The organism is Enterobacter sp. 186315, from assembly GCF_053290175.1.
Map to the genome: position 1 here is coordinate 41,470 of NZ_JBPTTK010000004.1, position 25,794 is coordinate 67,263.

At 54.8% G+C, this 25,794-nt stretch carries 27 protein-coding genes; 19 read left to right on the forward strand and 8 right to left on the reverse strand.

From position 1 onward, the window contains the following. Positions 1-173 precede the first annotated feature (173 nt). From ACSVHP_RS06065 to ACSVHP_RS06130, 14 genes are all read left to right on the forward strand, one after another. On the forward strand, positions 174-371 hold the full coding sequence (locus ACSVHP_RS06065; RefSeq protein ID WP_048241341.1) for a helix-turn-helix transcriptional regulator: 198 nt from the start codon (positions 174-176) through the stop codon (positions 369-371). Further along, a complete protein-coding gene (locus ACSVHP_RS06070) occupies positions 371-805 on the forward strand; it encodes a hypothetical protein (protein WP_033146207.1) in 435 nt (144 codons plus the stop codon). The genes ACSVHP_RS06065 and ACSVHP_RS06070 overlap by 1 nt, the downstream gene beginning before the upstream one ends. A gap of 13 nt (positions 806-818) precedes the next feature. Beyond that, positions 819-1,661, forward strand: coding sequence for an antA/AntB antirepressor family protein (locus tag ACSVHP_RS06075; protein ID WP_100126967.1), 843 nt, complete (start codon positions 819-821; stop codon positions 1,659-1,661). Continuing rightward, positions 1,654-2,436: a host cell division inhibitor Icd-like protein gene (locus ACSVHP_RS06080; protein WP_226879348.1), complete on the forward strand. Its 783-nt coding sequence runs from the start codon at positions 1,654-1,656 to the stop codon at positions 2,434-2,436. The genes ACSVHP_RS06075 and ACSVHP_RS06080 overlap by 8 nt, the downstream gene beginning before the upstream one ends. Continuing rightward, positions 2,433-2,696, forward strand: coding sequence for a hypothetical protein (locus ACSVHP_RS06085; RefSeq protein ID WP_058648769.1), 264 nt, complete (start codon positions 2,433-2,435; stop codon positions 2,694-2,696). Before ACSVHP_RS06080 ends, ACSVHP_RS06085 begins: the two co-directional genes overlap by 4 nt. Next, positions 2,693-2,914, forward strand: coding sequence for a hypothetical protein (locus ACSVHP_RS06090; protein WP_047724781.1), 222 nt, complete (start codon positions 2,693-2,695; stop codon positions 2,912-2,914). Before ACSVHP_RS06085 ends, ACSVHP_RS06090 begins: the two co-directional genes overlap by 4 nt. Beyond that, positions 2,911-3,537: a hypothetical protein gene (locus ACSVHP_RS06095; protein ID WP_152043993.1), complete on the forward strand. Its 627-nt coding sequence runs from the start codon at positions 2,911-2,913 to the stop codon at positions 3,535-3,537. Before ACSVHP_RS06090 ends, ACSVHP_RS06095 begins: the two co-directional genes overlap by 4 nt. 12 nt (positions 3,538-3,549) lie before the next feature. Beyond that, entirely contained in the window at positions 3,550-6,324 is a 2,775-nt protein-coding gene (locus tag ACSVHP_RS06100) for a DUF927 domain-containing protein (RefSeq protein WP_447551455.1), read from the forward strand. Positions 6,325-6,716: 392 nt separating this feature from the next. Beyond that, positions 6,717-7,856, forward strand: coding sequence for a hypothetical protein (locus tag ACSVHP_RS06105; protein WP_125375323.1), 1,140 nt, complete (start codon positions 6,717-6,719; stop codon positions 7,854-7,856). Positions 7,857-8,679: 823 nt separating this feature from the next. Next, on the forward strand, positions 8,680-9,291 hold the full coding sequence (locus ACSVHP_RS06110) for a hypothetical protein (protein WP_152043994.1): 612 nt from the start codon (positions 8,680-8,682) through the stop codon (positions 9,289-9,291). A gap of 230 nt (positions 9,292-9,521) precedes the next feature. Further along, positions 9,522-9,707, forward strand: a complete 186-nt coding sequence (locus ACSVHP_RS06115; protein ID WP_125375321.1) for a hypothetical protein — start codon at positions 9,522-9,524, stop codon at positions 9,705-9,707. Positions 9,708-10,028: 321 nt separating this feature from the next. Next, a complete protein-coding gene (locus tag ACSVHP_RS06120; protein ID WP_045350892.1) occupies positions 10,029-10,487 on the forward strand; it encodes a Panacea domain-containing protein in 459 nt (152 codons plus the stop codon). A 2-nt stretch (positions 10,488-10,489) separates the two neighbouring features. Then, positions 10,490-10,927: a hypothetical protein gene (locus ACSVHP_RS06125; RefSeq protein ID WP_226879351.1), complete on the forward strand. Its 438-nt coding sequence runs from the start codon at positions 10,490-10,492 to the stop codon at positions 10,925-10,927. A gap of 43 nt (positions 10,928-10,970) precedes the next feature. Beyond that, positions 10,971-11,513, forward strand: coding sequence for a plasmid pRiA4b ORF-3 family protein (locus ACSVHP_RS06130; RefSeq protein WP_002436674.1), 543 nt, complete (start codon positions 10,971-10,973; stop codon positions 11,511-11,513). Here ACSVHP_RS06130 and ACSVHP_RS06135 read toward each other — a convergent pair. The 8 genes from ACSVHP_RS06135 to ACSVHP_RS06170 all read right to left on the reverse strand — a co-directional run bounded on the left by ACSVHP_RS06135 (position 11,506) and on the right by ACSVHP_RS06170 (position 20,034). Further along, positions 11,506-11,865, reverse strand: coding sequence for a hypothetical protein (locus ACSVHP_RS06135; RefSeq protein WP_022651572.1), 360 nt, complete (start codon positions 11,863-11,865; stop codon positions 11,506-11,508). The genes ACSVHP_RS06130 and ACSVHP_RS06135 overlap by 8 nt on opposite strands. 404 nt (positions 11,866-12,269) lie before the next feature. Next, positions 12,270-13,721, reverse strand: a complete 1,452-nt coding sequence (locus ACSVHP_RS06140; RefSeq protein ID WP_447551276.1) for a hypothetical protein — start codon at positions 13,719-13,721, stop codon at positions 12,270-12,272. Beyond that, positions 13,721-14,566, reverse strand: a complete 846-nt coding sequence (locus tag ACSVHP_RS06145; protein ID WP_447551277.1) for a hypothetical protein — start codon at positions 14,564-14,566, stop codon at positions 13,721-13,723. The genes ACSVHP_RS06140 and ACSVHP_RS06145 overlap by 1 nt, the downstream gene beginning before the upstream one ends. A 30-nt stretch (positions 14,567-14,596) precedes the next feature. Then, a complete protein-coding gene (locus tag ACSVHP_RS06150; protein ID WP_417316031.1) occupies positions 14,597-15,460 on the reverse strand; it encodes a helix-turn-helix transcriptional regulator in 864 nt (287 codons plus the stop codon). 243 nt (positions 15,461-15,703) lie between these two features. Next, a complete protein-coding gene (locus ACSVHP_RS06155) occupies positions 15,704-16,411 on the reverse strand; it encodes an SAM-dependent methyltransferase (protein WP_447551278.1) in 708 nt (235 codons plus the stop codon). Positions 16,412-16,420: 9 nt separating this feature from the next. Then, the gene (locus ACSVHP_RS06160; RefSeq protein WP_234675802.1) at positions 16,421-16,678 is read right to left on the reverse strand and encodes a YjhX family toxin; all 258 of its coding nucleotides are present in this window, start codon (positions 16,676-16,678) and stop codon (positions 16,421-16,423) included. Between the two features lie 361 nt (positions 16,679-17,039). Then, positions 17,040-18,824, reverse strand: coding sequence for a diguanylate cyclase (locus ACSVHP_RS06165; RefSeq protein ID WP_447551279.1), 1,785 nt, complete (start codon positions 18,822-18,824; stop codon positions 17,040-17,042). 100 nt (positions 18,825-18,924) lie between these two features. Continuing rightward, a complete protein-coding gene (locus ACSVHP_RS06170; RefSeq protein ID WP_234675798.1) occupies positions 18,925-20,034 on the reverse strand; it encodes an AI-2E family transporter in 1,110 nt (369 codons plus the stop codon). A gap of 469 nt (positions 20,035-20,503) precedes the next feature. Between ACSVHP_RS06170 and mmuP the strand changes: the two genes are divergently transcribed. The 5 genes from mmuP to ccmB all read left to right on the forward strand — a co-directional run bounded on the left by mmuP (position 20,504) and on the right by ccmB (position 25,776). Beyond that, on the forward strand, positions 20,504-21,904 hold the full coding sequence (gene mmuP / locus ACSVHP_RS06175) for an S-methylmethionine permease (protein ID WP_447551280.1): 1,401 nt from the start codon (positions 20,504-20,506) through the stop codon (positions 21,902-21,904). Beyond that, on the forward strand, positions 21,891-22,823 hold the full coding sequence (mmuM, locus tag ACSVHP_RS06180; protein ID WP_447551281.1) for a homocysteine S-methyltransferase: 933 nt from the start codon (positions 21,891-21,893) through the stop codon (positions 22,821-22,823). The genes mmuP and mmuM overlap by 14 nt, the downstream gene beginning before the upstream one ends. Before the next feature lie 260 nt (positions 22,824-23,083). Continuing rightward, positions 23,084-24,472, forward strand: coding sequence for a cytochrome-c peroxidase (locus tag ACSVHP_RS06185; protein ID WP_447551282.1), 1,389 nt, complete (start codon positions 23,084-23,086; stop codon positions 24,470-24,472). Between the two features lie 42 nt (positions 24,473-24,514). Then, positions 24,515-25,126, forward strand: coding sequence for a cytochrome c biogenesis heme-transporting ATPase CcmA (gene ccmA, locus ACSVHP_RS06190; protein ID WP_447551283.1), 612 nt, complete (start codon positions 24,515-24,517; stop codon positions 25,124-25,126). After that, the gene (gene ccmB, locus ACSVHP_RS06195; RefSeq protein ID WP_447551284.1) at positions 25,117-25,776 is read left to right on the forward strand and encodes a heme exporter protein CcmB; all 660 of its coding nucleotides are present in this window, start codon (positions 25,117-25,119) and stop codon (positions 25,774-25,776) included. The genes ccmA and ccmB overlap by 10 nt, the downstream gene beginning before the upstream one ends. Positions 25,777-25,794 lie beyond the last annotated feature (18 nt).

A 25,794-nucleotide genomic window follows, 5' to 3' on the forward strand; every position in this document is an offset into this window, starting at 1 on the left:
ATTTTTCGTGGCATTAGTCATCATAAGTGTGTTTTACCTACCCATTATTAGTACCCCCCAATATTTTTGATTCATCGGCAAGGGTGGGTACACAACAAAATCATGCCTACCTATATTACTATGGTTTTTAGTGTAACTATCTCGTAAACCGCAATGGACGTTACGAGGTAAATATGTCTCAGTCATTAATTAGATTTGCCGAGGTACAAAAGCGTACTGGCTATAGTAAGGCGTGGTTATACCGTCTTATGAGCGAGAAACGTTTTCCCGCAGCAATTAAAATTGGTTCCCGCTCTATCGCTTTTATTGAAAGTGAAATTGACGAGTGGATTAATCAGCGCATCGCTGAGTCGCGTGGCGAGGTGGCGTAATGGAAAAGAAAAACCGCCCCGTACAGCAGGCGGCTAACTCAGATATTCGCACGTCTGATATTACGCCGACCACCAGCCCGGTACAAGTACCTAAGCGTACCCCAAAGAAACACCGCGCCCGCGTCTATATGCTGCGCACTGGCGTAGAGGGATGGACAGAAAATGATATTCTGCGCTACTGCCGTCTTTCATCCGGGCGTAATTATGCGTCTGAACTGGAGCGCCAGCTTGATATTCAACTAGAGCGTATCGACGAGAAAAACCCGGATGGTATCGGCGCACACCTGCGCTACCGCTTTTCCTGCCGTGGCGACGTTCTCAAGGTGATCCAACTTGTGAACCATAATGCCGCCATTAATGAACATCACGGGCTATCTCAGCAGGATATTGCCGACATTCTGAACCTCTACCCGGACGCATTTAACGCCGCATAACGGAGCCGAAAACATGACTATCGAAAAAAGCCGATTCAATTCGGAGGCCGCCCCACAATCCAGCGTTAACCAGGGCGAATATAGCACTAATGACTTTGCCGCTATTGTTCCCGTTATTTCCGGTCAAATTGGCGGGCGTGAGGCCAGTATTGTTAGTGCTAAGGCACTGCATACAGCGCTTGGAGTAGGTAACGACTTTTCAACCTGGATAAAACTACGCATTGATGAATATGGCTTTAGCCTGAGTGCTGATTACGTGGTTTTTGATTCCTCAGATTTCAGGAATCAAAGTTCAAATTTTGAACAGGGTAGCCCCGGATGGGTGACAAAGCGTGGCGGCGACCGTCGCAGTAAAGATTATGGCCTTTCTCTGGGAATGGCTAAAGAACTGGCAATGGTTGAGCGAAACGAACAAGGTCGCGCCGTTCGCCGTTACTTTATTCAGTGTGAAGAAGCCCTACAGCGCAGCGTGCCAGAGATTGCCGCTCAGTATCGCCGCCAGCTCAAAGCCCGCATCGGTGCCGCCAACCTGTTTAAACCGATGTGCGTAGCACTGGAAAGCGCCCGCGCAGAACAGGGTAAACAGACGCAGGCTCGCCACTACAGCAACGAGAGCAACATGATCGCCCGCATTGTTTTGGGTGGCATGACGGCGAAGCAGTGGGCGCAGGCGAATAGCATTACTGGCGAACCACGCGACAGCATGAACGCCGGGCAACTGGAACACCTCACCTACCTGGAGAGTACCAACATTACGCTGATTGATATGGGTATGGGATATGACCAGCGTAAAGCCGAGCTAATCCGCCTCTCTCAGCGCTGGTTAGCTAAACATCTGGGGGCTAATCATGCTTAATGCCGCCGTCCAGAATAAAGCCTTTCCCCTGGCTGGCCTGATGTGTACCTTGCGCGGGATCGTGCACGCGCATGAGGGTAAAGCTGGCATAACAGTGCCAGCTAATGCCAGCTCCTCATTTTCTCGTCGTGGTAACGAGGAGAGTTTCGAGACCAGTACGCGCACGGGACTTTTTGCACCAGTACGCGCACGCGAGGAAGGTTTTTCTGACATCACTACGCGAGGGGGAAATCATTCTACTGGCGGGAGTTTTCGGAGAAGTACGCGCGTGCGCGAAGGTGAGTTTCTGGAGTCCATAAAAAAGGGCTTGCCGACTATCGCCAACCCGGTTTATGGTTATAGCGCACCAGCCAAATCTGGTGCCGGGATTGGCGTCCTGCAATTATCCACAGCGCACAACCGCGCTAAATGCGGTTTTTTTGTGTGCGCCGCACGGCTACATCCTTCAATGGTGGGCTGGGCGAGGGCATCGAAAGATGCGCCGGTATCTGTGGAAGCCGGTACGCCAACCTCGTTCAGTTCACCACCAGTGATTGGCGTCTTTGGTGGTGATTTCAAACATCATTCCACAGAGGCTGCCGCTATGCTGGCTACTATCCCTACCCAAAATCCGCAATTCATCTGGTTAATCGCAGCCGTTCGGCGCGACATGCCGACAATTACCGCCAAAATCCATCACATCGCTGCTGAATCTGAGCGCGAAGCCCGCCGCACGCTGTCGCGGGATCACGTCTGTTTCTTTGCAGGCCGTATCCGTCTGGAGGTGGCCGCATGAACATTAACGCTTTATACCGCCATCCGTCCGAGCTTGAAGCCGAAGCGATGTTATCCCGCGAGCAGGCTTACCCGGATGATTTTACGCTGGCAGACCGTACAGCAGAACGGATGACCCGCGCCCGCGATGGGTTGGCTCACGTAATGACCGAATTAGCCCCGCACATGGACGCAGAGCAAACAGCAGCCGTCCAGTGCTGGCTGATGAAGGTTTTGGCTATTGTCGATGCCACCCTGATTGATGCGGAGGCCAGCGCATGAGCCAGTTACAACTGATTGATGCTGCCTGCCAGATTGAACAGGCACAGGCTGTTTTATCCATGTGGCTGGAGAGCACCTCCAATAAAACAGATCCCGATTTACCGCGCCTGATTGGTTCCATTCTGACGCTGTTACACGGTGTACCAGAAGCAATGAGCGAGGCTGAAAGCAAGCTGGCTGACCATGTAATGCGTGAATATCGGGAGGGCAAAGCATGAGCAACGTACTGACCATTAAACCGGGAAATCCCGACCTGTTCCACGCAGAAGCCACACCGCACGGCGTAAACATCATGACCCGCAATGATGCCGGGATGTATGAGCATGTTTGCCTTGTTCCCTATTCAGACGCGGTAACTCATCTCGATAGCGGCAGGTATGACGAAATCCCGGATGAAGGATTTGCCCTGCATTTTGCAGTGGCTGACGGCGGGGCGCGTGGCTGGTTCGACTTCACCGCGCAGCATAACGTCATTATGTGGCGCTGGCTGATTGCTGCGACGTTCGTTTCTGAGATGAAGCGCGAGAACGGCATCACCACGGTTACTGAACCTGACGGCACATCATCGCAGGTGGCGATTTACTCCAATGGCACAGCGGGCATTGTGGTTTACCCGTTTGCTGAACGGCTGGCGATGGCGAACAACCTTGAGGGCGCAATGATTGAGCGCTACGGCGTTGAGCAGGGAACAGAGAACGCCATTGTGTTCTACCGCGCCATGCTGGATACGGAGCGCGGTGAGCTGACCTCGTTCGGACGTGAAACGCTGGCAGAGCTACACGATCACTTCATTGCCGATCTGGATGAAAACGGCTGGCCTGAAATGCCAGCGACGCACTGAGGGGGCGACATGATGCGTAATATCGACCTTATCCGCGAAGTGACCACCGCCGCCGCTGGCAACTGGCCTTATGTGCTGGCTGGCCTGTCTATCGACGTGCCTGATTCATCACGCCGCCATGCCCCCTGCCCTGCATGTGGCGGTACGGATCGCTTCCGGTTCGACGACAACGGGCGCGGCGCTCACATCTGCAACCAGTGCGGCGCTGGCGACGGTTTAGACCTTATTAAGAAGGTGAACAACTGCGACACCACAGAAGCGGCGAGGCTTGCCGCTGATGTGCTGGGTATTGATTACCGGGCAGCGGAAACCGATCCGACAGCAGCCAGCCAGAGGCGGGAGCAAATGGAGTCTGAGCGCCAGCAGCGCGAGCAGGAGCGCCAGAAACAGGCCGCAGAAAGCGCAGGGCAGCGCCGGGCTACGTTTGCCAGCCTGTATGCAGAAAAGCGCCAGAGCGTCACACAGGGCGAATCTGAATACCTGATTGCTAAGGGGCTGGACGGGTTCACTTTCCCGCTATTGCCTGATGGTTCAGTCCTGCTTGAGCTGGTGGATGAGTCCGGCGCAGTGGCAGCCGCACAGACCATCACCCCACAGGGAGAAAAGCGCCTTCTGACAGGTTCAGCAAAGCGCGGGGCATACCATGCCGTAAACGCGCCAGAATCGCCGCAGAGCGTTTTAATTGCCGAGGGGCTGGCTACCGCCCTGTCCGTTCACCAGATGCGGCCTGACGCGATCACAGTGGCGGCAATTGACGCCGGGAACCTGATCCACGTTGCCGGAGTAATGCGCCGGAAACACCCGCAGTCGCAAATTATTATCGCCGCAGATAACGACCACCCTACAGCAGCCTCCGAAACCGGAGCCACCAACATCGGGAAGGAGGCCGCAGAGAAAGCCGCCTTATCCGTGGCTGGCTGGGTATCGCTGCCACCGACTGACAGCAAAGCTGACTGGAACGACTACCACCAGCAACACGGGCTGGAAGTCGCTACGGCTGCGCTTAACGATTCGATGTACCAGCCGCAGGGGGAATGCGTGAAACCACAACTACAGGCCATTGAGGGCGGTAAAACTGACCAGCCAGAGAAAGACCCGCTAAAACCCCGCATTGAGAGCCGCAAAGATGGCGTTTACTGGATCACGCCTAAGGTGGATAAGGAAAGCGGCGAGATTATCAACAATGAAAGCTGGCTGGCCTCACCGATGGACGTTATTGGCACCGGGCGGGACGATAAGGATCAGTATCTGATACTGCGCTGGCTGGCCTTTGGCGCAGGCATACCGACAACAGCGGCTATCCCCCTGGCTGATATTGGCGAGCGTGAAGGCTGGCGAACCATGAAAGCGGGCGGGGTTAACGTCACCACCAAAAGCAGCTTGCGGGCGATTCTGGCTGACTGGCTACAGCGTAGCGGCTCGCGTGAATTGTGGCGTGTTGCTCACGCTACTGGCTGGCAGTGTGGGGCATACATCATGCCGGACGGGGAGATAATCGGCACACCTGAGCATCCTGTTTTATTCAGTGGTCGCAGTTCTGCTGCTGCCGGGTACACAGTTGCGGGAACCTCAGAGAGCTGGCGTAAGAGTGTTGCGCGGCTGGCATACGGTAACTACGCGATGATGACAGGCATTGCCGCCGCACTGGCAGCACCGTTAATCGGGCTGGCTGGCGCTGACGGGTTCGGCATTCACTTCTATGAACAGTCGAGCGCGGGTAAAACCACCACGGCAAACGTGGCGAGTAGCTTATACGGCAACCCGGACTTACTACGCCTGACGTGGTACGGCACTGCGCTGGGGCTGGCGAACGAAGCCGCAGCCCACAATGACGGTCTGATGCCACTGGATGAAGTCGGACAAGGGGCAGACCCGGTAAGCGTGTCACAGTCTGCTTACGCGCTGTTTAACGGCGTGGGGAAATTACAGGGGGCGAAGGAAGGCGGCAACCGGGATTTAAAACGCTGGCGCACCGTGGCGATCAGTACCGGAGAAATGGACTTAGAAACCTTCATCGCCACCGCAGGACGCAAGACCAAAGCCGGGCAACTGGTGCGCCTGCTGAATATCCCGCTCAGTAAGGCGGTACGCTTCCACGACCACCAGAACGGCAAACACCATGCCGACGCGCTGAAAGATGCTTACCAGCGCCATCACGGCGCTGCCGGGCGGGGGTGGATCAGGTGGCTGGCAGACCACCAGCAGCAGGCGATTGATACCGTGCGCGAGTGTGAGGCCCGTTGGCGTAGCCTTATTCCTGCCGACTATGGCGAGCAGGTTCACCGCGTGGCCGCCCGCTTTGCCATTCTGGAGGCGGCATTGCTGTTAGGTGAAGTTGTCACCGGATGGGATGCTCAGACGTGTCGTGATGCGATAAAGCACAGCTACAACGCCTGGCTGCGGGAGTTCGGCACCGGCAACAAAGAGCACCAGCAGATCATCGAGCAGACTGAGGCGTTTCTTAATGCGTATGGATTCAGCCGTTTCGCGCCGTTCCCCTACAGTTCTGCTGACATGCCCGTTAAGGATCTGGCGGGGTATCGTCAGAAGGGGAACCACGACAGCGACCCTGTAATCTTCTACACCTTTCGCGGCGCATTCGAGAAGGAGATCGCGCAGAACTTTAATCCGACGCAGTTCGCCGAAGTTCTGAAAAATGCCGGGATGCTAAAACCTCCAGCTAGCGGGCGTGGTTATCAGCGTAAATCACCGCGTATCGACGGGCGACAGATTAACGTTTACGTCCTGACCTTCCGACCAGAAGATTATGACGAGCCAGAGGAATAGCATTTTTCACATACGTAAAAAGGGTGTTGGTTCAGTCAGTTCAGTTGGTTCAATATGTAAAATTTGTTGTTTTATAAATGATTTTATTTTCGTTTCGAACCAACACTGAACCAACAAATGCCAGTTTTGAACCAACATTCTTTGATAAGGGCATTCACTCTGGCAGGCAGTGAACCAACAGAAAACCCCTCTGAACCAACACAAAATCGCCGATGTTGGTTCAGTAAAACCCAGTGCTGGCGAGGGCTGGAGGTCAGTGAACCAACTGAACCAACTGAACCAGCACATTTTTATTTATATAGAAGCATTGAGTCAGTTTTGATCTTAGGCTACTGACGGGTAATTAGCTGCGTGCTAGGATTTATCCGAATATTACTAATGGGGATAGGGACATGAAAAGAACAATTTTAGCGTGCGTTATTGCTGCCACTCTTCTGTCCGGGTGTGGCCCAAAGGAATTAACTCCTGAGCAAAAGCAGGAAGTGAGCAATCTCAAGAGCGAGCTTTCGCAGACGGAAAAAGAAATAGCCGCAGCAACAGAGCAGCAGGGGCAGTTCACGGGTGGATTAATCAAAAATCTCACGACGGCCAGGCTTGAAGTGCTGGGAACGAATAAAGCCCTTTTAGAACAACGTATCAATGCTATCGAGTCGGGCGCTAAGATTGATTTAGCCATTAGCGGTGTTAAACCAGACCCAGAGGCGGCGGCGGCTTTAAAAACTGAAATTGATAAGCTTGCTCTCCAAATCAGCGATGCAAAAAAGGAAGCAAGCCAATACAGCGGTGGTCTCGTCCAGGTGCTGAAACTGTCGACTGTTGCGACTCAGGAACAGACAATGGCGATGCTACAACAGCGGTACCTTTCGGCGATGTATGGATTGGCCGAGGTTAAAGTCTCCACTGAGCAGGCTAATACGGTTGCTGCTGCAAAACAAACACCACAACCATCGCCAGCAGCCACTAACTCACCATTGTTACCCCCGGGCGAAGGACCGTTTGGTTTAGATGTTGGTTTATCTAAAAAGAATATTGAGGATATGACCGGCGAAGATCTTAAACCTGTGGCAAATAGTGCTGACCTTTACACATCTGCATCGTTGCCGAAAAAAAATGCTGACTTTGAGGCTTATGGGCTTTTAATCTCCCCAGATGCTGGCCTATGTCAAATAAGGGCTGTGGGTAAAAGCATTGATACTGATAGTTTTGGCATTGCTTTAAAATCCAAATATGAGGAACTTAGCGACTCACTATCCTCTATCTATGGTAAAGCTGATAAAAATGATTTCTTGATATCAGGTTCAATCTGGAAAGAGCCTAAATACTGGATGATGTCCTTGGATAAAAAGGAGCGGTTTCTGTCAGCGGAATGGAAAGGAACTAAAGAAAAACCACTGAAAAATAACCTGCTCTCCGTATCTATCGAAGCTAGAGCGGACGGTTCCGACAAGGGGTATATTTTTCTTCAGTATAACTTCACTAATAACGATATTTGCAAAGCCGAGATTGAAGGCGCGAAAAAAAGTTCCCTTTAGCTAACATATTGGATCATATTCGAAACCCGCTTCGCGGGTTTTTTATCGCTATCTTTAAGCGTCTCGAGAGTCAGCGACACGATTACTGATATTAAGAAGGAGGCACTGTATGTCACGATAAAGGGTGAGACAGTTCGCAGTATGGTTCCTAACAAAAAGGCTGTAAATTCTTGACTGTCCTAGACGGATTTTAAACCCTAGTAGCGCTAAACCCGCGCCAGCAGAGGGCTGGAAGCCAGAGCGTGATTTAGGTCGTCCAGAATATTCTGGTTCGCGCCACTGGTTCGCAGTACGCAGTCAGGTACACGGCAAAACTGCGCATTCAGCGTGCGTACCATCTGACGAATTCTAACGGCAGCATTGCGAATGCGCAAAATAGCGGAGAGGCTTGATATTTCTGGCTCTGGTGTAGTCCATTCGCAGTTAGTAGCACCACGGAGATGATAAGTTTTGATAAGGATTCCTAAGATTTCCTAAGTTTTAATTGCGTGATACGAAACCGATTCGCAGTTGCGTACCAGTCTGTAAGCCGCCTTATCGCTCGGTTTCTACAGTCGAACGCAGTACGCAAAGTGAAAAATCCTAAAAATACGAAACCCGAATATTGCGCAGTAAATTGCGAATTGCGCAGTTCACAAAAAATCTGCGCAAAACGAAACGGATACCAATGCGCAAACCATCCTCAACCCCGCGCGGTTACTGGCTTTATTGATGTGAAATTGCAAAATTGGTGCGCAATTTACAGTAAAATACGCATATTATTTCGTATTCAATTTGCGCACCGTTCGCAGTTAATGCGCAGTAATTCGCAGGAGGCCAGCCATTGAGAGACAGAACGCGCAGCTATACCACCGACCTGCCCCGCATAGGGTTGCCATTCCTTACGCACATGCGTAGCAGGCTGGCGGACGCCGAACCGGCGACGCAGATTTATACCCAGACTGAAAGCGGAACGTTATATACCTTCCGGCAAGCCGACAGCTACGCCATGACAATCAACGGCGTGACGCGGGTGATTCGCACTACAACCACGCAGGCCGGGTATGGCGTGCGGGAATGGTACGTTTGCCCCCATTGCGTGAAACGGGTAGCGAAGCTGTATATCGGCAAGAAAGACATTGGCTGCCGGGCGTGCTGGAAACTTCACTATAAAAGCCAGAGCGCCGACAAACTGGACAGGATGCGCATGAAGATACGCCAACAGCGATACGCGATATGGGGCAACAATGACCTTACCAACAACCTGTTTAATGATATTCGCATGTTCCCAAAACCAAAGGGGATGCGCTGGGCTACGTTTGACAGGAAGCGGGCAGAGTTGTCAGCAATGGAGATGGCTTACTGGCAGGCATTCAGTCCGGTAGTAGATAGAATAACGGGCGTGATTGAGCGTAAGACGGGGAAAGTAGCCAGAGGCATTGGCCTGACTCTGTAAAACAAAACGCCCGCATGGGGCGTCAGAGAACGGGATGGACTTCTGCGACAATTTGCATTCGCCGCCAATATAGCAAGCCGTCCACATCAAGCAATAAACTATCACCGGGAGGGGGAGGCCAAATCTCTGCAACCCTGAGCCTTACTGGCTGCCCGCCTCATCGAATGTTTATACCCGCGAAAAATAAAATTTAATCCGGGCGTGTTTCATCTTTCAAGTGGGAATGACGTATGACACCACGCGAACTAGCTTTATTGACCACCGCCAAATTGGAGCACGAAGGCCACCAGCTAACCCCGGTAGATCAACGGGAGATTGAACGCTCAGTTAATGCCGATATAGCCCGGCGTGATAAATTCCGCGAAATGATGCGATCACCCGCCTACCAGTGGAAGAAGCCCGCGCCGCGCAGGTAGATTACCTTTATTCACCTTTATATATTCGAACAACAAAAACCCTCGCAGGTCTCGCCAATAAAGGGATGTAGCAGTAACTATGACCACCGAATGGTAAAGCTACGATGCCAGTCGCTGGTTTCCAAACTTGAGGTTTCCAGGACAGTTTCAACCAAATTGCGGATTATCAGTCAAACGCACCGGGTATCTTGCGCGGTGGATGGTGAGCCATCAAGCAGAATCTTTAAATGGCATTTTACGATGGGCAATACCCGTGGTTATATGCGATTATTAACGATAGTGGACAGTTATAGACGAAAACATACGGTAGGAGATTGGATAATGGCAGTTACAACCCTTAACAGCGTAGCGGATTACCTGCTTTGCTTTGCTCAAGAGCATGGGGATGTTATGACGCCGCTGAAATTACAAAAAATGGTGTTTTATGCTGATGCCTGGTACATGGCTCTCAATGATGACAAAGAATTGATCGCTGACCAGTTTGAAGCATGGGTACATGGCCCCGTTGCACGAGATCTATACATTCGATTTGCTGACTACAAATGGCAACCGATCACCAGCGAAATAAAATGCCCGGAACTTCCGGACGATGTTTCAGAGCACCTGAGCGAAATCTATAACGTATTCGGCAGGTTTTCGGCCTATGAGCTTGAGCAGATGACCCATCAGGAAAAGCCCTGGCTAATTGCTCGTGGTGATACTCCATCTGATGCCCCGTGTCGTAACGGCATAGACAAAGGTGTCACTGCTGAATTTTACCGCAGCATGATGGATGCTTAACTATGGCTAAAGGGAAGATTAAAGCGGGGAAACTTCCGGTAGCAGATAACAAAATTGTTGCCGGAACGCCCAATCCGACGACAACAACCCTTAGCTTTTCTTTCCAGTACATTGATCCAGCACATGCGAAATTTGGTTTCTCCGGTCAGACAGCGGCTTACTTTTGTAAAGTACTTGAACGGCTTAAAGATATATCGAGCCTGACATCACTTGAGTTTACGACAAACCGGAATGCGGCGCTCAAATCCCACTGTATTGAGTGGAAAACGACCTCTGAGCCTGACGGTTTTACCCACCTTAACGAGCAATTCCAGAGCTTTACACCTTATCAGTTTGCGATATCACGTAATGAGTACGGCCGTATACATGGTTTTTTCATAGGCAGCGTGTTCCATGTTGTATGGCTTGATCCTGACCATCAGCTTTATCCCGGTCAGTAGCAGCAAAACACCCACCTAAACCTATACTATTCGTTCACGACGCATGTACCAGCTAAAGATAACCATCCGAGACAGCAAACCACCAATATGGCGGCGTGTGCTGGTTCCGGAGCAAATCCCCTTTAGTAAACTTCACACGGTGATCCAGTTGGCTTTTGGCTGGAATGACGAACACCTGTATATGTTCGAGAAAGGGCGTAAAGGTGATCCCGGTAGCGAGTATCGCGTATGGGGTGAGGATGAAAGCATGGGTAATGCGGCAATCACACCACTATGGGCAGCGCTCCAGAATGATGGTGACAAGCTGGTTTACACGTATGACTTTGGCGACTGGTGGGATTGCGTCATTGTGCTGGAGAAGCAAACACACGATACGAGTAATCAGCCCATTAGCTGCCTGCGTGGGAAAGGCACCACCCCGGCGGAAAACTCAGGCGGCTTGCATGGTTACAATGAATTGCTATTACAGGCCAGAGAGTCTGATAATCCTGAGCAGGCCGAGATCCACAATTTCCTGATGCTGGATATTGAACGCCGGGTTTACGACCTGAGCCGCATCAACGACAGATTGCAGGCTATTAACTGACCCGCATGTATTCACCTGATATTGCGTTATCAGCGCCGCCAGTATCGCGCATAACAGCACAATGACCGGGTAAACCGTAACGCACGACCGTTGCGTTAGTCTCACCGCCGCGCCGTACCTGACGAGACTCATACACCGTCACACGCTCAAGCAACCCACCAGCAACCATACTTTCAAGAGTTCGCCGGGTTGATTCGAGCTGGTGGCGCTTATCGAACGACGCCATGCCATGAAGAAGGTAGGCCACGCCCGACACATCGAACGGCGGCGCACCAATCTCACCAGTAACCCAATCGAGGCTATCAGGTTCAAAGTAGCTGAGTATCTCTTTTTTGCGGTTGGTCATTCTCATGGCTGGCAGGTTCCTTATTGTGGGATAGCACTATCATACAATAAGCGGGTTGAAGGGAGAGCGTTACCGCCTGATATGCTGTATGAATAACAACCAAATTTCAGGGGCGGAAAAAGATATGGGGGTACTTTTGGGGGTATCTATAAAAAATGAACAATAAAAAAGACAACAAAAACAAAGGTTATCGCCTATGTGTATTGTTCCTATTATCGCACTCTCTTAGTTTTCTAATAACCCTCTCTATAAACACTTTAGTGGGATGCTAAGTCACCATCACACCCCAACACGGCTTCCCAAATCCTCGGCACGCTCCTCCGTAGCGAGACCGGAAATCCCAATCTCGCTACCCAAGCGGCGATCTCACAAGCGAGACTTTCCGCTTAACCTAAAATCTCAAAACACCATCACGCCGTCATAAACGCATCCAAATCGTCAGCATTTTTGATTATCTGGTCTTCTTCAACGCCATACGCCTGCGCGAGAGTGATACTCGCTTCAAACAGCTGGCGGTTATTTTCTACGTTAAACGCCGCTGCCGTCAGGTCGCCCAGGGCTGCAAACTCTGCCAGTATGCGGTCAAGGATCTGTTGTTCGATAACGTTAAGCTGATTGGCGAACGCCTCCATTTCTGCCTGCAACGCCTTGCGGGCTTTGCCGTCGAGATTTTTGGCAACGGTGACCATAAACTTGCCGGACACCGAACCGATCAGCGCACCCAGCACCGGTACAGGAATTAACGCCTGACCCGCTGCGGTCATCGCACCGACAATGGCTGATTCGGCGCAGACGATAAGCCCGAGATCGGTAAATTCGTCCAGATCGATCTCACCACGTTGATAGGAGAGGGTGAGGCTGGCTACGCCCTTAGTGGCAGTTACCAACGCGCTGGCGAACGGTGCGCCCATCGAGGCGTAATTGGTCAGGGTATAAATGGCTCCGGCAGAAACCCCGCCGATGGCCGCGCCTTTCAGCGAGTCCAGCCCCACGTCCTGCCAGTCCTCGATGGAAAATTCACCACGAAAGATATTCTTGCCGTCGCGGTATTTTCGGTAGATCCCGGTTCCCAGGGCAAAGGCTCCGCCGAATGCGGCACCCATCGCAGTGGCGCGCAGTCCTTCCACCAGCGAAGGCTGGTGATCGTCGATGATCTCGGCGCGTTTTGCGTCGTTCTTCTCAGCCAGCTCCCGATCGTGCTCGTCCAGCGTTGAGTCTATTTTTCCCCACTGCACTTCGCTGTAATCAGAAACGCCCGGGCGAACCACCTGATCAAAAGGCAACTTGGTTTGCTTTTCAATTTCAGCGACTTTGGTTTTAATCGCCTCAATGGTGGAGGATTTCAGCCCTTCGACCTCTTTGCCGTCGAGAATGTCCCGAATCTCTTGCCAGGTGTCTTTCGGGATTTGATAAAACGAGCCGTCCTTGCCGAAGTTAGGATAAGAATCCATATGCTCCAGCACGGCCTTCAGGTTGTTGTTGGTACCGTTGATGAATTTAGACTGAACGTCAAAGCCGTCGATACGGTAGTCTTCCGGGGCGGTGCGACCCACCCCTTCAAAGGTAGCGCGAAACGTTGAGCCGTCCTGTAATTGCTCTTCAAGCGCCTGATGGGAATTGCGAACGGCTACCTCAACCTGCTCGGCTATCTCCCCGTGCTTGGTGCTCATGCTGCCGAGGATATTGCCGGGAGAGGCGACAAAATCGCGCACCTTCTGCATCTGCTCAGTTGCCAGATCAAAAGCAATATCCTGACGGGTGAGATGAAACAGCTCATCGTTAATCCGCGCCTGGTTGAGGGCATCCACCGCGCTGCCGAGCAGTTGATCGCCCACGGGGGTATGGGTATTCATTCGTTCCATCACTGGATCTTCTTGTTGATGAGTTTGGATAATGCATTGATGTGGTTGATCAGCGCGCCCAACTGCTCTCTTTGACCAGCATTGAACTCACTGAAGTCGCGCGGGGCGGTTTTCTCCAGCGTGTCTACGATGCTCTCCGTGCCGTGATAATGCTCAGACGTAAGGTTTTTCAACTCTTCCGTACTGCGTTCCACGACGCGCAGTTTTGTGATTTGCGAGCGTACTTCACGCTCTTCTTCCTGGGCCTGCTCGATGATTTTGCCGTTCTTACGGCGCGCCAGTAAGGTGCCGCTGGCGATGCCCACCGCACCGATCCCCCAGCCAACCGGGCCGGCCAGCGCCAGTAACGCGCTTCCTGCGGACATCCCGCCACCGCCTGCCACGAGCGCGCCGCCGCCCAACCACGCCAGCGCCGCATTGGTGGCTGCTGCACCGCTTAAGGTCGCAATCGCGGTTCCCGTCGACGCGGTGCCGAAGGTCGTTGCAATCGCCAGCGCGGCGGTAGGGGCGAATGCCGCAACGCCCGCACCTACAGCAACACCCGCAGCCGCAGCACCCTTGCCCACGTGGGATGCGCGGTACTCTTCTTCCAGCTTTTCAACCACGTCGTCAAACTCGGCGATTTCAGCTTTCAGCTCGCTCCAGGATTTGTCGAACTCTTTTGGCGAGTTTGCCAGGCGGTTGATGAAATGCTCCCCGCGCGCAATCAGGTCTTTACTGCACTTCTGGCGCAGCTCAAATAGCCCTGTGATGGCGTTTTGCGTGTCCTTTGCCTGTGACTCATAGCGCGTGGTGGCTCGGGAAAGGCTCTCTAAGGCTTCTTTTCTCTCTGATCCGCGTAACATGTTCTACTCCTGCTGTGTATGTTCAAAAGGTCACTCGCCGCACTGCGATTCCATCTCCGCCAGTTGCTGTGAAAGCTCCTGGAGAAAATGACGTTGCAGGCCAGGCGGGGAAATAATGGTGAGATTCGGGAACCAGTAGCGTAACAATGGAAATAGCTGGTTCTCATGCGCCATCTCGGTTTGCACAATCACATCGCCGTTTGATTCCTGACGTATTATTTTTTGTGAAGGCAGCACGTTTCTGCGCTGAAAGTAATAGCTGACCTGCGCGGCAATCTTTATTTGTACCGTCTGCTTATCCAGGGAAAACCACACGTCATCTTCTTCGGCAAAATATCTGGCGATATGCGCTTCTGGTGTGAAATGTTCAGACGTCAGGCTTAACCAGCGAATTTTACTTAGCTGATAGCCTTTGACGTTGCCATTCTCGACCGCGCCGAGATACCACACCCCTTTGATGTTCAAAAGCTGATAGGGGGCAACGGAGCGCAGCCTGTCTTTATAATGAAATTCACAGATGCTGTTCTGGCGAATCGCTTTATCAAACAGGCTGAAATTATTTTCCAGCGCGCGTTTTGCATCAGGATCGCCGGGTAGCGCACGAATACTGAGAGAGGTTAAATCAGGCTTGAGAATGAGCTTGTTAGCCGGAATAACCTCTTCCATACCCAAAAGACTAACCAAATTCCGAAGCTCTTTTAGGGTTTGCGGTTTGGCATAGGCCGGGGCCAGCCTGTAAATGCCGTTACCGTCATGGACAATGCGATCGCCAAGGCGGTTAAGATCGCGATACAGCGTGCGTTCGCTAATGTTGAACTCATCCAGCAGCTTTTGCCGGGAGACAAAACCGTGCTGATATAACGCCGAAATGATGACGGTTATCCGTTGAACCATAACCTCATGCCCGCTCATGCACTTTCCCCTGACAATTTTTTCTTAAGGCTACGCTCGCCATCTGACAGGTGGTGTCATAAACAAGCGAGGGCTAAATCATTTCCTGTTTATTCTCATATCGGCAGAACAGGGGCATTTCTTAAAGAAAATTGTTGATAAGGGTCAACGCGTTGCGTGTATCGCCTTTTTTAGTGAAGGGTCATGCCAAGAAGCGCCACCCTTAAGGTGGCGCTCGTCGTGGATCTACGTTTTCTGACCAACCAGCTGAATCATATTAAAATACGCCCCAGCCCCCGCATTCATAATCGGGACCATCATCTCCTGCGCAATTTCGCATTCCATAAATTCATCCCAGGCCTGCTGGCAGGTATCCATCTCCCGCACGCACGTCAGTGCAATACCCGGCTCTTGTTCCCACAGCGCTTTCCACCAGTTAAGCGGGTAGAAATACCACTCGGGTGTCCAGAACGGTTTTACCACCTCGGGCAAGTTGTCTTCGCTGTAATCGCCGATAAAGCCCGGGACGGCGACGGCAAAGTGGCCGCCCGGTTTAAGGTACGGCAACAGCGTTGCCAGCATGGTGTCGTTGCTGCCGAAATATTGATACGCATCGACGCTGACGATCAGGTCAAAGTAATCATCCGCAAAGGGGATCTCTTTGGTGGCATCCACCCGCAGCGGGAAAATTTTCCCGTCCAGCCCGAGTGAGGTGAAACGCTCTGCGTTCTCGGTCGGGGCGATCCACAGATCGGCGGCGAACACCGTCGCGTCATATTTTTCGGCGAGCAGAATCGAGGAGATCCCCTTCCCGCAGCCGAGATCCAGAATGCGCATCCCCGGCTTTATCGGAAGCTGGCTGACCAGCTCCTCGGTAAGCCGCATAGCGTTCGGCCCCATCATGGTGTCGAGTAAAAATGCGTAGTCGTAGCTGTCTGTAAAAGGTGTATTCATCACTGCTCCTTAGCGATTATCCAGCTGGGCGCGAACGTTGTTCAGCCCGGTGGTGTTGATGCGATAGGGCTGACCGTTGACGGATCGGATCAGCTTCTTGGTGCGGAGTTTTTTAAACACAGCGAGCGTGCAGTCGCTGAGAATGCTTCCTTCGCGGGTGTAGCACTCAACGGCGGTGACGCGGCCTGAGCTGTCGCGGACGTGCGCAATACGTCCACCTTTGGCGAGAACGTGTAAGGTACGTTGTTCCTGACGGGATAAATTCATACTGGAAAACCTGTTTCATCATCATGCGTAAAAACGAGCCCACACCAGCAGGTGCGTGCGTAAGGTTTAAGCGCAGCGATAACCAGTCCGTCCTGAAGAGGGCGGGAAACTGATTATCTGATGGTGACATTCTCCAGCATCAAAGCCTCGGTGAGAGTTGAAAAGGTATTTACGCGGTGAATGATACACCGCACTTTTTGTGAGGGAATAGACGAACCGCGAAAAATGTGAACTGTCTTCCATAACGTGCTTGTTTTCAAACCTGGACTGCATGGCGTCAAACGGGCGGCTATGCGCCCATCTGTTATAAAAATGAGGTAACGAACGAGATGGTGAAGCAGTGGCGCGAGCAGAATAACGGCTAGCCCGCCTCCAGCATCCCGAAGCTCACAATCCGCGAGCGGCCAAGCTCTTTCGCCCGGTACAGCGCCACATCCGCCGCGCGCAGCAGGTTATCGCTCTGGGCGTGCTGCGGATAGCTGGCGATGCCTATGGAGACATCCACCGGCCCAATCTCAGACAGCCCGTAGCGCAGCGATAGCTCGCGCACGCCGTTATAAATCGCGGTAGCGCAGGCGTGGGCCGCCGCCTCATCGGCACCGGTCAGCAGCGCCAGAAACTCCTCGCCGCCGTAGCGGAAGGCCAGCCCGTCGTCATGCACGGCGCGCTGAATAATCGTCGCCACGCTTTTTATCACCTGATCGCCCGCCTCGTGACCAAAGCGGTCGTTAATGCTCTTGAAGTGGTCGATATCGATCATCAGGCAGCTAATCGGCTCGTTGTTACGCGCCGCCTGGCTGATTTGCGTGCGCATCGTATCTTCCAGATGGTGACGATTACGCAGCCCCGTCAGCGGGTCGAAGAGCGCTTTTTCCAGCAGGGCGTCGCGCAGACGCTGGTTCGCCAGCGCCAGTCCAAGCGCCTCGGCCATCAGCTCCAGATAGGCGCGGGAAGGGGCCGTTTCGGGGGTGATATTCTGGAACGAGAGCAAACCAATCGCCTCGCCCTGAGCGATGAGCGGGACGCACAGGGACTGGTGCGCCTGAGCGTCTGGCAGGTGATAACAGGCGATATCCGGCTCGCCGTTAACCGGCGGATGGCTCTGGCCCCGCCGCACGGCCCAGCACGCGTCCGGATGGAACTCTTTTTTCTCGCCCTCCGGGGAGAGCCATTCGGCGGCGCATCGCATCTCCCAGCGGTCGCGCTCAAGAATATACAGCCGCCCGGCCACGCCCGGCGCGATGTTGGGCGCGAACAGCTCCGCCACGTTAATCACGTCGGCGAAGTTCTCGCAGCCCTGCAAGCGTTGCGTCATTCTTGCCAGCAGCTCGCGGATCGCCCAGTCGGCGTCGCGCTCCTTTTCCAGCCGCTGCCGCGCGAGGCCGTTTTCACGAAAGATACGAATGGCCTGCGCCATGTCGCCAATTTCGTCAATCTGGTTGAAGTTGGGCGTTTCGACGGCGTAATCCTGAGAGGCGAGGCGGTGAACCACGTCGCTCAGGCGTACAACCGGATGGAGCACGCGACGCTTGAGAATAAAGCCCATGACGAACAGGAATAGCAGCGCCGTCAGGCCCACCACCACTTCAGAAGCGGTGCGCAGGGTCTTTGATTTTTCGGTCGCGGCCTGCACGTTGGCAATAATGCGCTTATCCATCATCTGCCTGAAATGGTCGATCTGGCTTTGGGCGCGCTCAAGCTCTTGTTCATAGGCTGTGCCATAGAGCAGGCCTACGGCCTGCTGGTCTTCGCCCCGGGTGACGGCAGAAAGGGCGGCCTGCTGCTCATCCTGTAGCTCATCGATAATGTTCAAACCTTCCTGTAACAGCACCAGCTCTTCACCGGAGGCGCCGATGTCTTTGAGCCGTTCAATCCGCTGCTCCGTCCCTTTTATCTCGCTCTCTTTTTGCCGGTACTCTTCGAGGATGTCGGGCTCTTTTTTGATCACAAACAGGCGAGCCAAATCGGAGAGCATCCAGGCCTCTGTCTCAACGTCTTCCGTCAGCTGGTCAAATACCTGGCGCTGCTTCACCGCGGTGCGCTCGGCGTTGTCTGCGTTAGACGCCATCAGCATGACAATCCCGGACGCGAGGGTCAGACAGACCGTGGCACCGTAGGCCCAGTTCATTATCGTGGCGATTCTCACCTGTTGGGATCCTTCTACGGCAGAATGGGAGAGGTACTTTGAATTATAGAAAACGTCTGATTTATCGCGAAAAAAAAGGCGGCCAGAGCCGCCTGATTGACTACAGATCCGGCGGGTTTCGTCCTTCCTCGATGAACTCCGCGTCCAGCTCCTCGGCGTTGCCTTCGTGGTCGCGCCCGGAGAAGAGATTCCAGCAGGCGATAAACAGCGCCGCAATCAACGGGCCGATTACAAAGCCGTTAATGCCGTAAAGCTCCATCCCGCCAAGGGTGGAGATAAGAATGAGGTAATCCGGCATTTTGGTGTCTTTGCCCACCAGCAGCGGGCGCAGGATGTTGTCCACCAGCCCGACGATGATCACGAAGAAGCCGACGATAAACAGCCCCTGCCAGATCTGGTGCGTGGCAAACAGATAGATTGCCGCCGGAACCCAGACAATGGCCGAACCAACCGCAGGCACCAGCGAGAGGAACGCCATCAGCGCGCCCCAGAGAATGCTGCCGTCGATGCCGACAATCGCAAAGGCAATCCCGCCGAGCGTACCCTGTACCACCGCAACCACCGCCGTGCCTTTCACCGTGGCGCGGGAGACGCCGACGAATTTGGCGAACAGGTGCTGTTTGGCAAAATCCGACAGCGGCAGAGAGTCGAGGATCTGACGCACCAGATACGGCCCGTCTTTCAGCAGGAAGAACAGCAGATAGAGCATGATGCCGAAGCTGATCGCAAAGCCGAAGGTGCCTTTACCAATCAGGAACGCGCTGCCCGCCAGATACTGCCCGCCCTTTAACGCCACGTCGGAAAGTTTTTTCTGGATCTGCTCGGCGTTATTGAGGTTGTGATCGGCCAGGAAACCGCTCGCCCAGTCAGGCAGACGGTTAAAGATGCCCGCCACCACCTCCGGGAACTGGGTGTTGTTCTGCTGAAGCTTGGTGTAGACCACATTCAGCTCGATGGCGAGCGAGGAGAGGATCACCATCAACGGGATAAAAACGATCAGGCAGATGATGCACAGGGTCAGAAACGAGGCCAGCCCGTTGCGCTCGCCCAGCGCCGTTCGCAGCCTGTTTTTCACCGGGTTGAAAATGATGGTCAGGATCGCGGCCCACAGAATTGCAGAAAAGTAGGGCGACAGCACATCGAAGAAGGCCCAGGTCACAAGGGCGAGAATGAATATAAAGAAACCTTTGGTCAGTCCGTTAAAGCGCATAGTGAGTCCTGATATCGAATAAGCAGTGTCGACTATAGAACTGATTTACGGATTTACCAATATTGTGCGGTTTGCATTGCCGGGTGACAGCTGCGCCTTACCCGGCCTACGGACTGATTTACTGTATTGTGCGGTGTGCTTGCCGGGTGGCGGCTGCGCCTTACCCGGCCTACGGACTGATTTCCTATGTTGTGCGGTGTGCTTGCCGGGTGGCAGCTGCGCCTTACCCGGCCTACGGACTGATTTCCTGTATTGTGCGGTGTGCTTGCCGGATGGCGGCTTCGCCTTACCCGGCCTACGGACTGGTGTGCGTTGCCTTACCCGGCCTACGTATAATTGTAGGCCCTGCAAGCGAAGCGCCGCTGGGCAACTGAAGGCGACTCCGGCTAGTCGTCTGGCTTTTTGTTAACAATCACGGTATAACAGACCTTCTTTGGATGTTTAGATGTCCATACGTTTAGAAGGTAATATGCAAACACAACAAGAAAACGGGCAGCTTAAGCGCACCATGAAAACGCGCCACCTGATTATGCTTTCGCTGGGTGGCGTGATTGGCACAGGGTTATTCTTCAACACCGGATACATCATCTCCACCACCGGGGCGGCGGGCACGCTGCTGGCGTACCTGATTGGCGCGCTGGTGGTCTGGCTGGTGATGCAGTGTCTGGGCGAACTCTCCGTGGCGATGCCGGAAACCGGCGCGTTTCACGTCTACGCCGCCCGCTATCTTGGCCCGGCGACCGGCTATACCGTCGCGTGGCTCTACTGGCTCGCCTGGACGGTGGCGCTCGGATCGAGCTTTACCGCCGCGGGATTCTGTATGCAGTACTGGTTTCCGCAGGTGCCCGTCTGGGCGTGGTGCGTTGTCTTCTGTGCGGTGATATTCGGCCTCAACGTCATCTCCACCCGTTTCTTCGCCGAAGGGGAGTTTTGGTTCTCGCTGGTGAAAGTGATCACCATCATCGCCTTTATCATTCTCGGCGGCGCGGCGATCTTCGGCTTTATCCCGATGCAGGACGGCTCTCCCGCGCCGGGTCTGAGCAACATCACCGCCGAAGGCTGGTTCCCGCACGGCGGGCTGCCGATCCTGATGACCATGGTGGCGGTCAACTTTGCCTTTTCCGGGACGGAGCTGATCGGTATCGCGGCGGGTGAAACGCAAAACCCGCACAAGGTCATTCCGGTGGCGATCCGCACGACCATCGCGCGTCTGATTATCTTCTTCATCGGCACCGTGTTTGTGCTGGCGGCGCTGATCCCAATGCAGCAGGCGGGCGTTGAAAAAAGCCCGTTCGTGCTGGTGTTTGAGAAAGTCGGTATTCCCTATGCCGCCGATATCTTCAACTTCGTGATTTTGACGGCAATCCTCTCGGCGGCGAACTCCGGGCTCTACGCCTCGGGCCGTATGCTGTGGTCGCTCTCGAACGAGAAAACGCTGCCGCGCTGCTTTGCCCGCGTCAGTAAAAACGGCGTGCCGCTGACGGCGCTCTCCGTGTCGATGCTCGGCGGCGTGCTGGCGCTGTTTTCAAGCGTAGTGGCGCCGGACACGGTGTTTGTCGCGCTATCGGCTATCTCCGGATTTGCGGTGGTGGCGGTGTGGATCAGCATCTGCGCCTCGCACTTTGTCTTTCGCCGTCGCCATCTGCAATCGGGCCAGCCGCTTGAGGCGTTGCAGTATCGCGCGCCCTGGTATCCGCTTGTGCCCGTGCTGGGCTTTGTGCTGTGCGTGGTCGCCTGCGTCGGCCTGGCGTTTGATCCGAGCCAGAGAATTGCCCTTTACTGCGGGCTGCCGTTTGTCGCCCTGTGTTATGGTGCGTACTACCTGACCCGAAACCTGACAACGCAGGAGCCTGAACATGTCGCAGAATAATCCTCTGAGCGCCATCCTTGAAAAACAGCCGTTTGTGGTACTCGACGGCGCAATGGCAACGGAGCTGGAAGCGCGTGGCTGTAACCTGGCCGATAGCCTGTGGTCGGCCAAAGTACTGGTCGAAAACCCTGAGCTTATCCGCGAAGTGCATCTCGACTATTTCCGCGCGGGAGCGCAGGTGGCGATCACCGCCAGCTATCAGGCCACGCCGGCGGGCTTTGCCGCACGGGGTCTTGATGACGCGCAGTCCCGCGCGCTGATTGGCAAAAGCGTGGAGCTGGCGCGTAAGGCCCGCGAGGCGTATCTGGCGGAAAACGCCCGGGCGGGAACGCTGCTGGTGGCGGGATCTGTGGGGCCGTACGGCGCGTATCTGGCCGATGGCTCTGAGTATCGCGGCGACTACGTGCGTAGCGCAGACGAGTTCACCGCCTTCCACCGTCCGCGCGTTGAGGCGCTGCTGGATGCCGGAGCCGACCTGTTGGCCTGCGAAACGCTGCCCTCGTTTGCGGAAATCAAAACCCTCGCCGCGCTGATCGCAGAGTACCCTCGCGCCCGGGCGTGGTTCTCCTTTACCCTGCGCGACAGCGAGCACCTGAGCGACGGCACGCCGCTGCGTGAAGTGGTAAGCGTGCTGGCGAATTATCCGCAAATCGTGGCGCTCGGCATTAACTGCATCGCGCTGGAAAACACCACGGCGGCGCTTGACCATTTGCATAGCCTGACGTCCCTGCCGCTGGTGGTTTATCCTAACTCCGGTGAGCATTATGATGCGGTGAGCAAAACCTGGCATCACCACGGTGAAGCCTGCGCAACGCTGGCCGGCTATTTACCCGAGTGGTTAGCCGCAGGGGCGAAATTAATTGGCGGATGCTGTCGAACCACGCCAAAAGATATCGCCGGGCTGGTTTCTCAGCGCTAAAATGTGTTCCCCTTTTTCCGCTGGAAATAGGGGGATATTCTTAGGTTTCTATCAATCCGTTATTTTAATAAATCTCGCATTTATATTTCCTCCGCAAATTAGTAAAGCCACTCAATAGCTTATCCCTATTTAAACGATAGCTCTGCCCAATAGGTATTATTGATTGCTATCAACAAGCCCAACCCTTACCCCTTTATGATTAACGCGCAAAAATAATTCACTTTCTCTTCTGGGTGTTCCGTTTTTTTAAGGATAAAAAAATGAAGAAATGGCTCCGCATATCGGCCTTTTGCGCAGCGGGCGCAGCCGTCTGTTATTTAGGGTTATCTGGTTACGTCTGGTATCACGATAAAGGGCGTATACAGGAAAACGACGTTCAACTTTCCGCCGTCAGTGAAAACAACAAGGTATTAAGCTTCTTTCGTGAAAAGGGCTGCGACTATTGTCATACCCCGTCTGCCGCTCTGCCTTTCTATGCCTCTTTCCCCATTGCTAAACAATTAATGGAGTACGACACCCGTCTGGGCTACCAGTCTTTTAACCTGGATCCGGTGCGTAAGGCGTTAATTGACGACAAACCCGTTTCACAAAGCGATCTGAATAAAATTGAGTGGGTGATGCAGCATAAGACGATGCCGCCAACCCGCTACGTGGCGCTGCACTGGGCGGGCAAGATTGATGAAACCGAGCAGGCGACGATCCTCAACTGGATCAAAACCCAGCGCGAAAGCCATTACGCCAGCGGCGACATGGCGGCAGATAAACGCAACGAACCTGTACAGCCCATCCCGAAAAGCCTCCCGGTGGACGAGCAGAAGGTCGCGCTTGGCTTCCGCCTGTATCACGACACCCGCCTGTCGGGCGACAGCACGCTCTCCTGCGCAAGCTGTCACGCGCTCAACGCGGGCGGCGTCGACGGTCGCCAGACCTCCCTCGGCGTGAACGGCGCGGTAGGGCCAATCAATGCGCCAACCGTGTTTAACGCCACCTTCAACAGCGAACAGTTCTGGGACGGTCGCGCCGCCGATCTGCAAAAACAGGCCGGCGGCCCGCCGCTGAACCCTATCGAAATGGCCTCGAAATCCTGGGATGACATCGTCGCGAAGCTGGAGGCCGATCCGGCAATCACGCAGGCCTTCGTGTCCGTCTACCCGGACGGCTTCAGCGGGGAGAGCATCACCGATGCGATTGCCGAATATGAGAAGACGCTGATCACCCCCGATGCGCCGTTTGATAAATGGCTGCGCGGCGATGAAAACGCCCTGACCGCGCAGCAAAAGCACGGCTATGCACTGTTCAAAGAGAACAAATGCGCCACCTGCCACGGCGGTGTGATCCTCGGCGGGCGCTCCTTTGAGCCGCTGGGGCTGAAAAAGGCCTATGACTTTGGCGAGATCACCGACGCCGATATCGGGCGTATGAACGTAACCAGCGAAGTGCGCGACCGTCTGCGCCAGAAAGTACCGGGCCTGCGCAACGTGGCGCTGACCGCGCCGTACTTCCACCGCGGTGACGTTCCGACCCTCGACGAGGCGGTCAAGCTGATGCTGCGCCACCAGGTCGGCACCAGCCTGCCGCAGGGCGATGTGGACGATATCGTCGCCTTCCTCGACAGCCTGACCGGGGTGTACACCCCTTACCAGCCTTAATGGAGATGGCCGTCGCAGGGCGGCCAGTGACCGGGACGCCTCATGCTTGAAGCCCTGAACCTTTGCTGCGAACGCCACGAGCGAACGCTCTTTTCCGATCTGAGCTTTACCGTGTCGGCAGGCTCGCTGGTGCATATCACCGGGGAGAATGGCGCGGGTAAAACCACGCTGCTGCGCATTCTCACCGGGCTGGCGATGCCGGAAAGCGGCGAGGTGAGATGGCGCGGCGAGCCGCTGGGGCGCGTGCGCGAGCAGTTTCACCAGCAGCTGGTGTGGACAGGCCATCGGCCGGGGGTGAAGTCCCCCCTGACCGTGAGAGAAAACGTAGCTTTTTATCACCGCGCTCCCCGTGAGGCGCTGGATAACGCGTTGCGCTGCGTCGGGCTGGAGGGGATGGCGGACACGCTCGTTGCTCGCCTTTCTGCCGGGCAGCAGCGACGCGTGGCGCTGGCGCGCCTGTGGCTGAGCCACGCGCCGCTGTGGATCCTCGACGAACCTTTTACCGCGATTGATGCCGCGGGCGTTGAAACCCTCACCCGACATCTTGAGGCGCATACGCAACAGGGGGGCGCGGTGATTGTCACCAGCCACCAGCCGCTAGCGGTGGACAGGTTGCAGCAAATCGATCTCACGGCGGGGGCGTCATGCTGGTGAACATTATTGCGACGGAGCTGCGGGCAGGGTGGCGTCATCCGGCCGATCTGCTCAACCCGCTCGGCTTCTTCTTGATTGTGATTACGCTTTTCCCGCTCGGCATCGGCCCCGAGCCGCAGGTGCTGGCGCGCATCGCTCCCGGCGTGATTTGGGTGGCGGCGCTGCTCTCGTCGCTGCTGGCGCTGGAGCGGCTGTTTCGCGATGACTATCAGGACGGCAGCCTCGAGCAACTGCTGCTGCTGCCCGTGCCGCTGCCGCTGGTGGCGCTGGCGAAAATCACCGCCCACTGGCTGATGACCGGCCTGCCGCTGCTGCTCTTTTCGCCGCTCGCCGCGCTGCTGATGGGGATGGACAGCCACACCGGGTGGGTGATGGCCGGAACCTTGCTGCCCGGGACTCTGACGCTGAGCCTGCTCGGCGCGCCGGGCGTGGCGCTGACGGTGGGCGTAAAGCGGGGCGGCGTACTGCTGAGCCTGCTGGTGCTGCCGTTAACCATTCCGTTGCTGATTTTCGCGACGGCGGCGATGGAGGCCGCCGCAGGCCACCTGCCCGTGCAGGGCTATTTTGCCGTTCTGGGGGCGCTGCTTGCCGCCAGCGCCACGCTCAGCCCTTTTGCCACCGCCGCCGCGCTGCGCATCGGCCTTCACTAAACCGCGTCATAAGAGGGA

What these genes read in the sequence shown, in the direction of transcription:
- ACSVHP_RS06080 (WP_226879348.1), top strand. Translation starts at nt 1,654, where the DNA reads ATGCTTAATGCCGCCGTCCAGAATAAAGCCTTTCCCCTGGCTGGCCTG.
- ACSVHP_RS06135 (WP_022651572.1), bottom strand. Translation starts at nt 11,865, where the DNA reads ATGAGAATGACCAACCGCAAAAAAGAGATACTCAGCTACTTTGAACCT.
- ACSVHP_RS06065 (WP_048241341.1), top strand. Translation starts at nt 174, where the DNA reads ATGTCTCAGTCATTAATTAGATTTGCCGAGGTACAAAAGCGTACTGGC.
- ACSVHP_RS06115 (WP_125375321.1), top strand. Translation starts at nt 9,522, where the DNA reads ATGACACCACGCGAACTAGCTTTATTGACCACCGCCAAATTGGAGCAC.
- ACSVHP_RS06140 (WP_447551276.1), bottom strand. Translation starts at nt 13,721, where the DNA reads ATGGAACGAATGAATACCCATACCCCCGTGGGCGATCAACTGCTCGGC.
- ACSVHP_RS06125 (WP_226879351.1), top strand. Translation starts at nt 10,490, where the DNA reads ATGGCTAAAGGGAAGATTAAAGCGGGGAAACTTCCGGTAGCAGATAAC.
- ACSVHP_RS06145 (WP_447551277.1), bottom strand. Translation starts at nt 14,566, where the DNA reads ATGTTACGCGGATCAGAGAGAAAAGAAGCCTTAGAGAGCCTTTCCCGA.
- ACSVHP_RS06170 (WP_234675798.1), bottom strand. Translation starts at nt 20,034, where the DNA reads ATGCGCTTTAACGGACTGACCAAAGGTTTCTTTATATTCATTCTCGCC.
- ACSVHP_RS06090 (WP_047724781.1), top strand. Translation starts at nt 2,693, where the DNA reads ATGAGCCAGTTACAACTGATTGATGCTGCCTGCCAGATTGAACAGGCA.
- ACSVHP_RS06095 (WP_152043993.1), top strand. Translation starts at nt 2,911, where the DNA reads ATGAGCAACGTACTGACCATTAAACCGGGAAATCCCGACCTGTTCCAC.
- ccmA (WP_447551283.1), top strand. Translation starts at nt 24,515, where the DNA reads ATGCTTGAAGCCCTGAACCTTTGCTGCGAACGCCACGAGCGAACGCTC.
- ACSVHP_RS06130 (WP_002436674.1), top strand. Translation starts at nt 10,971, where the DNA reads ATGTACCAGCTAAAGATAACCATCCGAGACAGCAAACCACCAATATGG.
- ACSVHP_RS06070 (WP_033146207.1), top strand. Translation starts at nt 371, where the DNA reads ATGGAAAAGAAAAACCGCCCCGTACAGCAGGCGGCTAACTCAGATATT.
- ACSVHP_RS06075 (WP_100126967.1), top strand. Translation starts at nt 819, where the DNA reads ATGACTATCGAAAAAAGCCGATTCAATTCGGAGGCCGCCCCACAATCC.
- ACSVHP_RS06105 (WP_125375323.1), top strand. Translation starts at nt 6,717, where the DNA reads ATGAAAAGAACAATTTTAGCGTGCGTTATTGCTGCCACTCTTCTGTCC.
- mmuP (WP_447551280.1), top strand. Translation starts at nt 20,504, where the DNA reads ATGCAAACACAACAAGAAAACGGGCAGCTTAAGCGCACCATGAAAACG.
- ACSVHP_RS06160 (WP_234675802.1), bottom strand. Translation starts at nt 16,678, where the DNA reads ATGAATTTATCCCGTCAGGAACAACGTACCTTACACGTTCTCGCCAAA.
- ACSVHP_RS06100 (WP_447551455.1), top strand. Translation starts at nt 3,550, where the DNA reads ATGCGTAATATCGACCTTATCCGCGAAGTGACCACCGCCGCCGCTGGC.
- mmuM (WP_447551281.1), top strand. Translation starts at nt 21,891, where the DNA reads ATGTCGCAGAATAATCCTCTGAGCGCCATCCTTGAAAAACAGCCGTTT.
- ACSVHP_RS06150 (WP_417316031.1), bottom strand. Translation starts at nt 15,460, where the DNA reads ATGGTTCAACGGATAACCGTCATCATTTCGGCGTTATATCAGCACGGT.
- ccmB (WP_447551284.1), top strand. Translation starts at nt 25,117, where the DNA reads ATGCTGGTGAACATTATTGCGACGGAGCTGCGGGCAGGGTGGCGTCAT.
- ACSVHP_RS06155 (WP_447551278.1), bottom strand. Translation starts at nt 16,411, where the DNA reads ATGAATACACCTTTTACAGACAGCTACGACTACGCATTTTTACTCGAC.
- ACSVHP_RS06185 (WP_447551282.1), top strand. Translation starts at nt 23,084, where the DNA reads ATGAAGAAATGGCTCCGCATATCGGCCTTTTGCGCAGCGGGCGCAGCC.
- ACSVHP_RS06085 (WP_058648769.1), top strand. Translation starts at nt 2,433, where the DNA reads ATGAACATTAACGCTTTATACCGCCATCCGTCCGAGCTTGAAGCCGAA.
- ACSVHP_RS06120 (WP_045350892.1), top strand. Translation starts at nt 10,029, where the DNA reads ATGGCAGTTACAACCCTTAACAGCGTAGCGGATTACCTGCTTTGCTTT.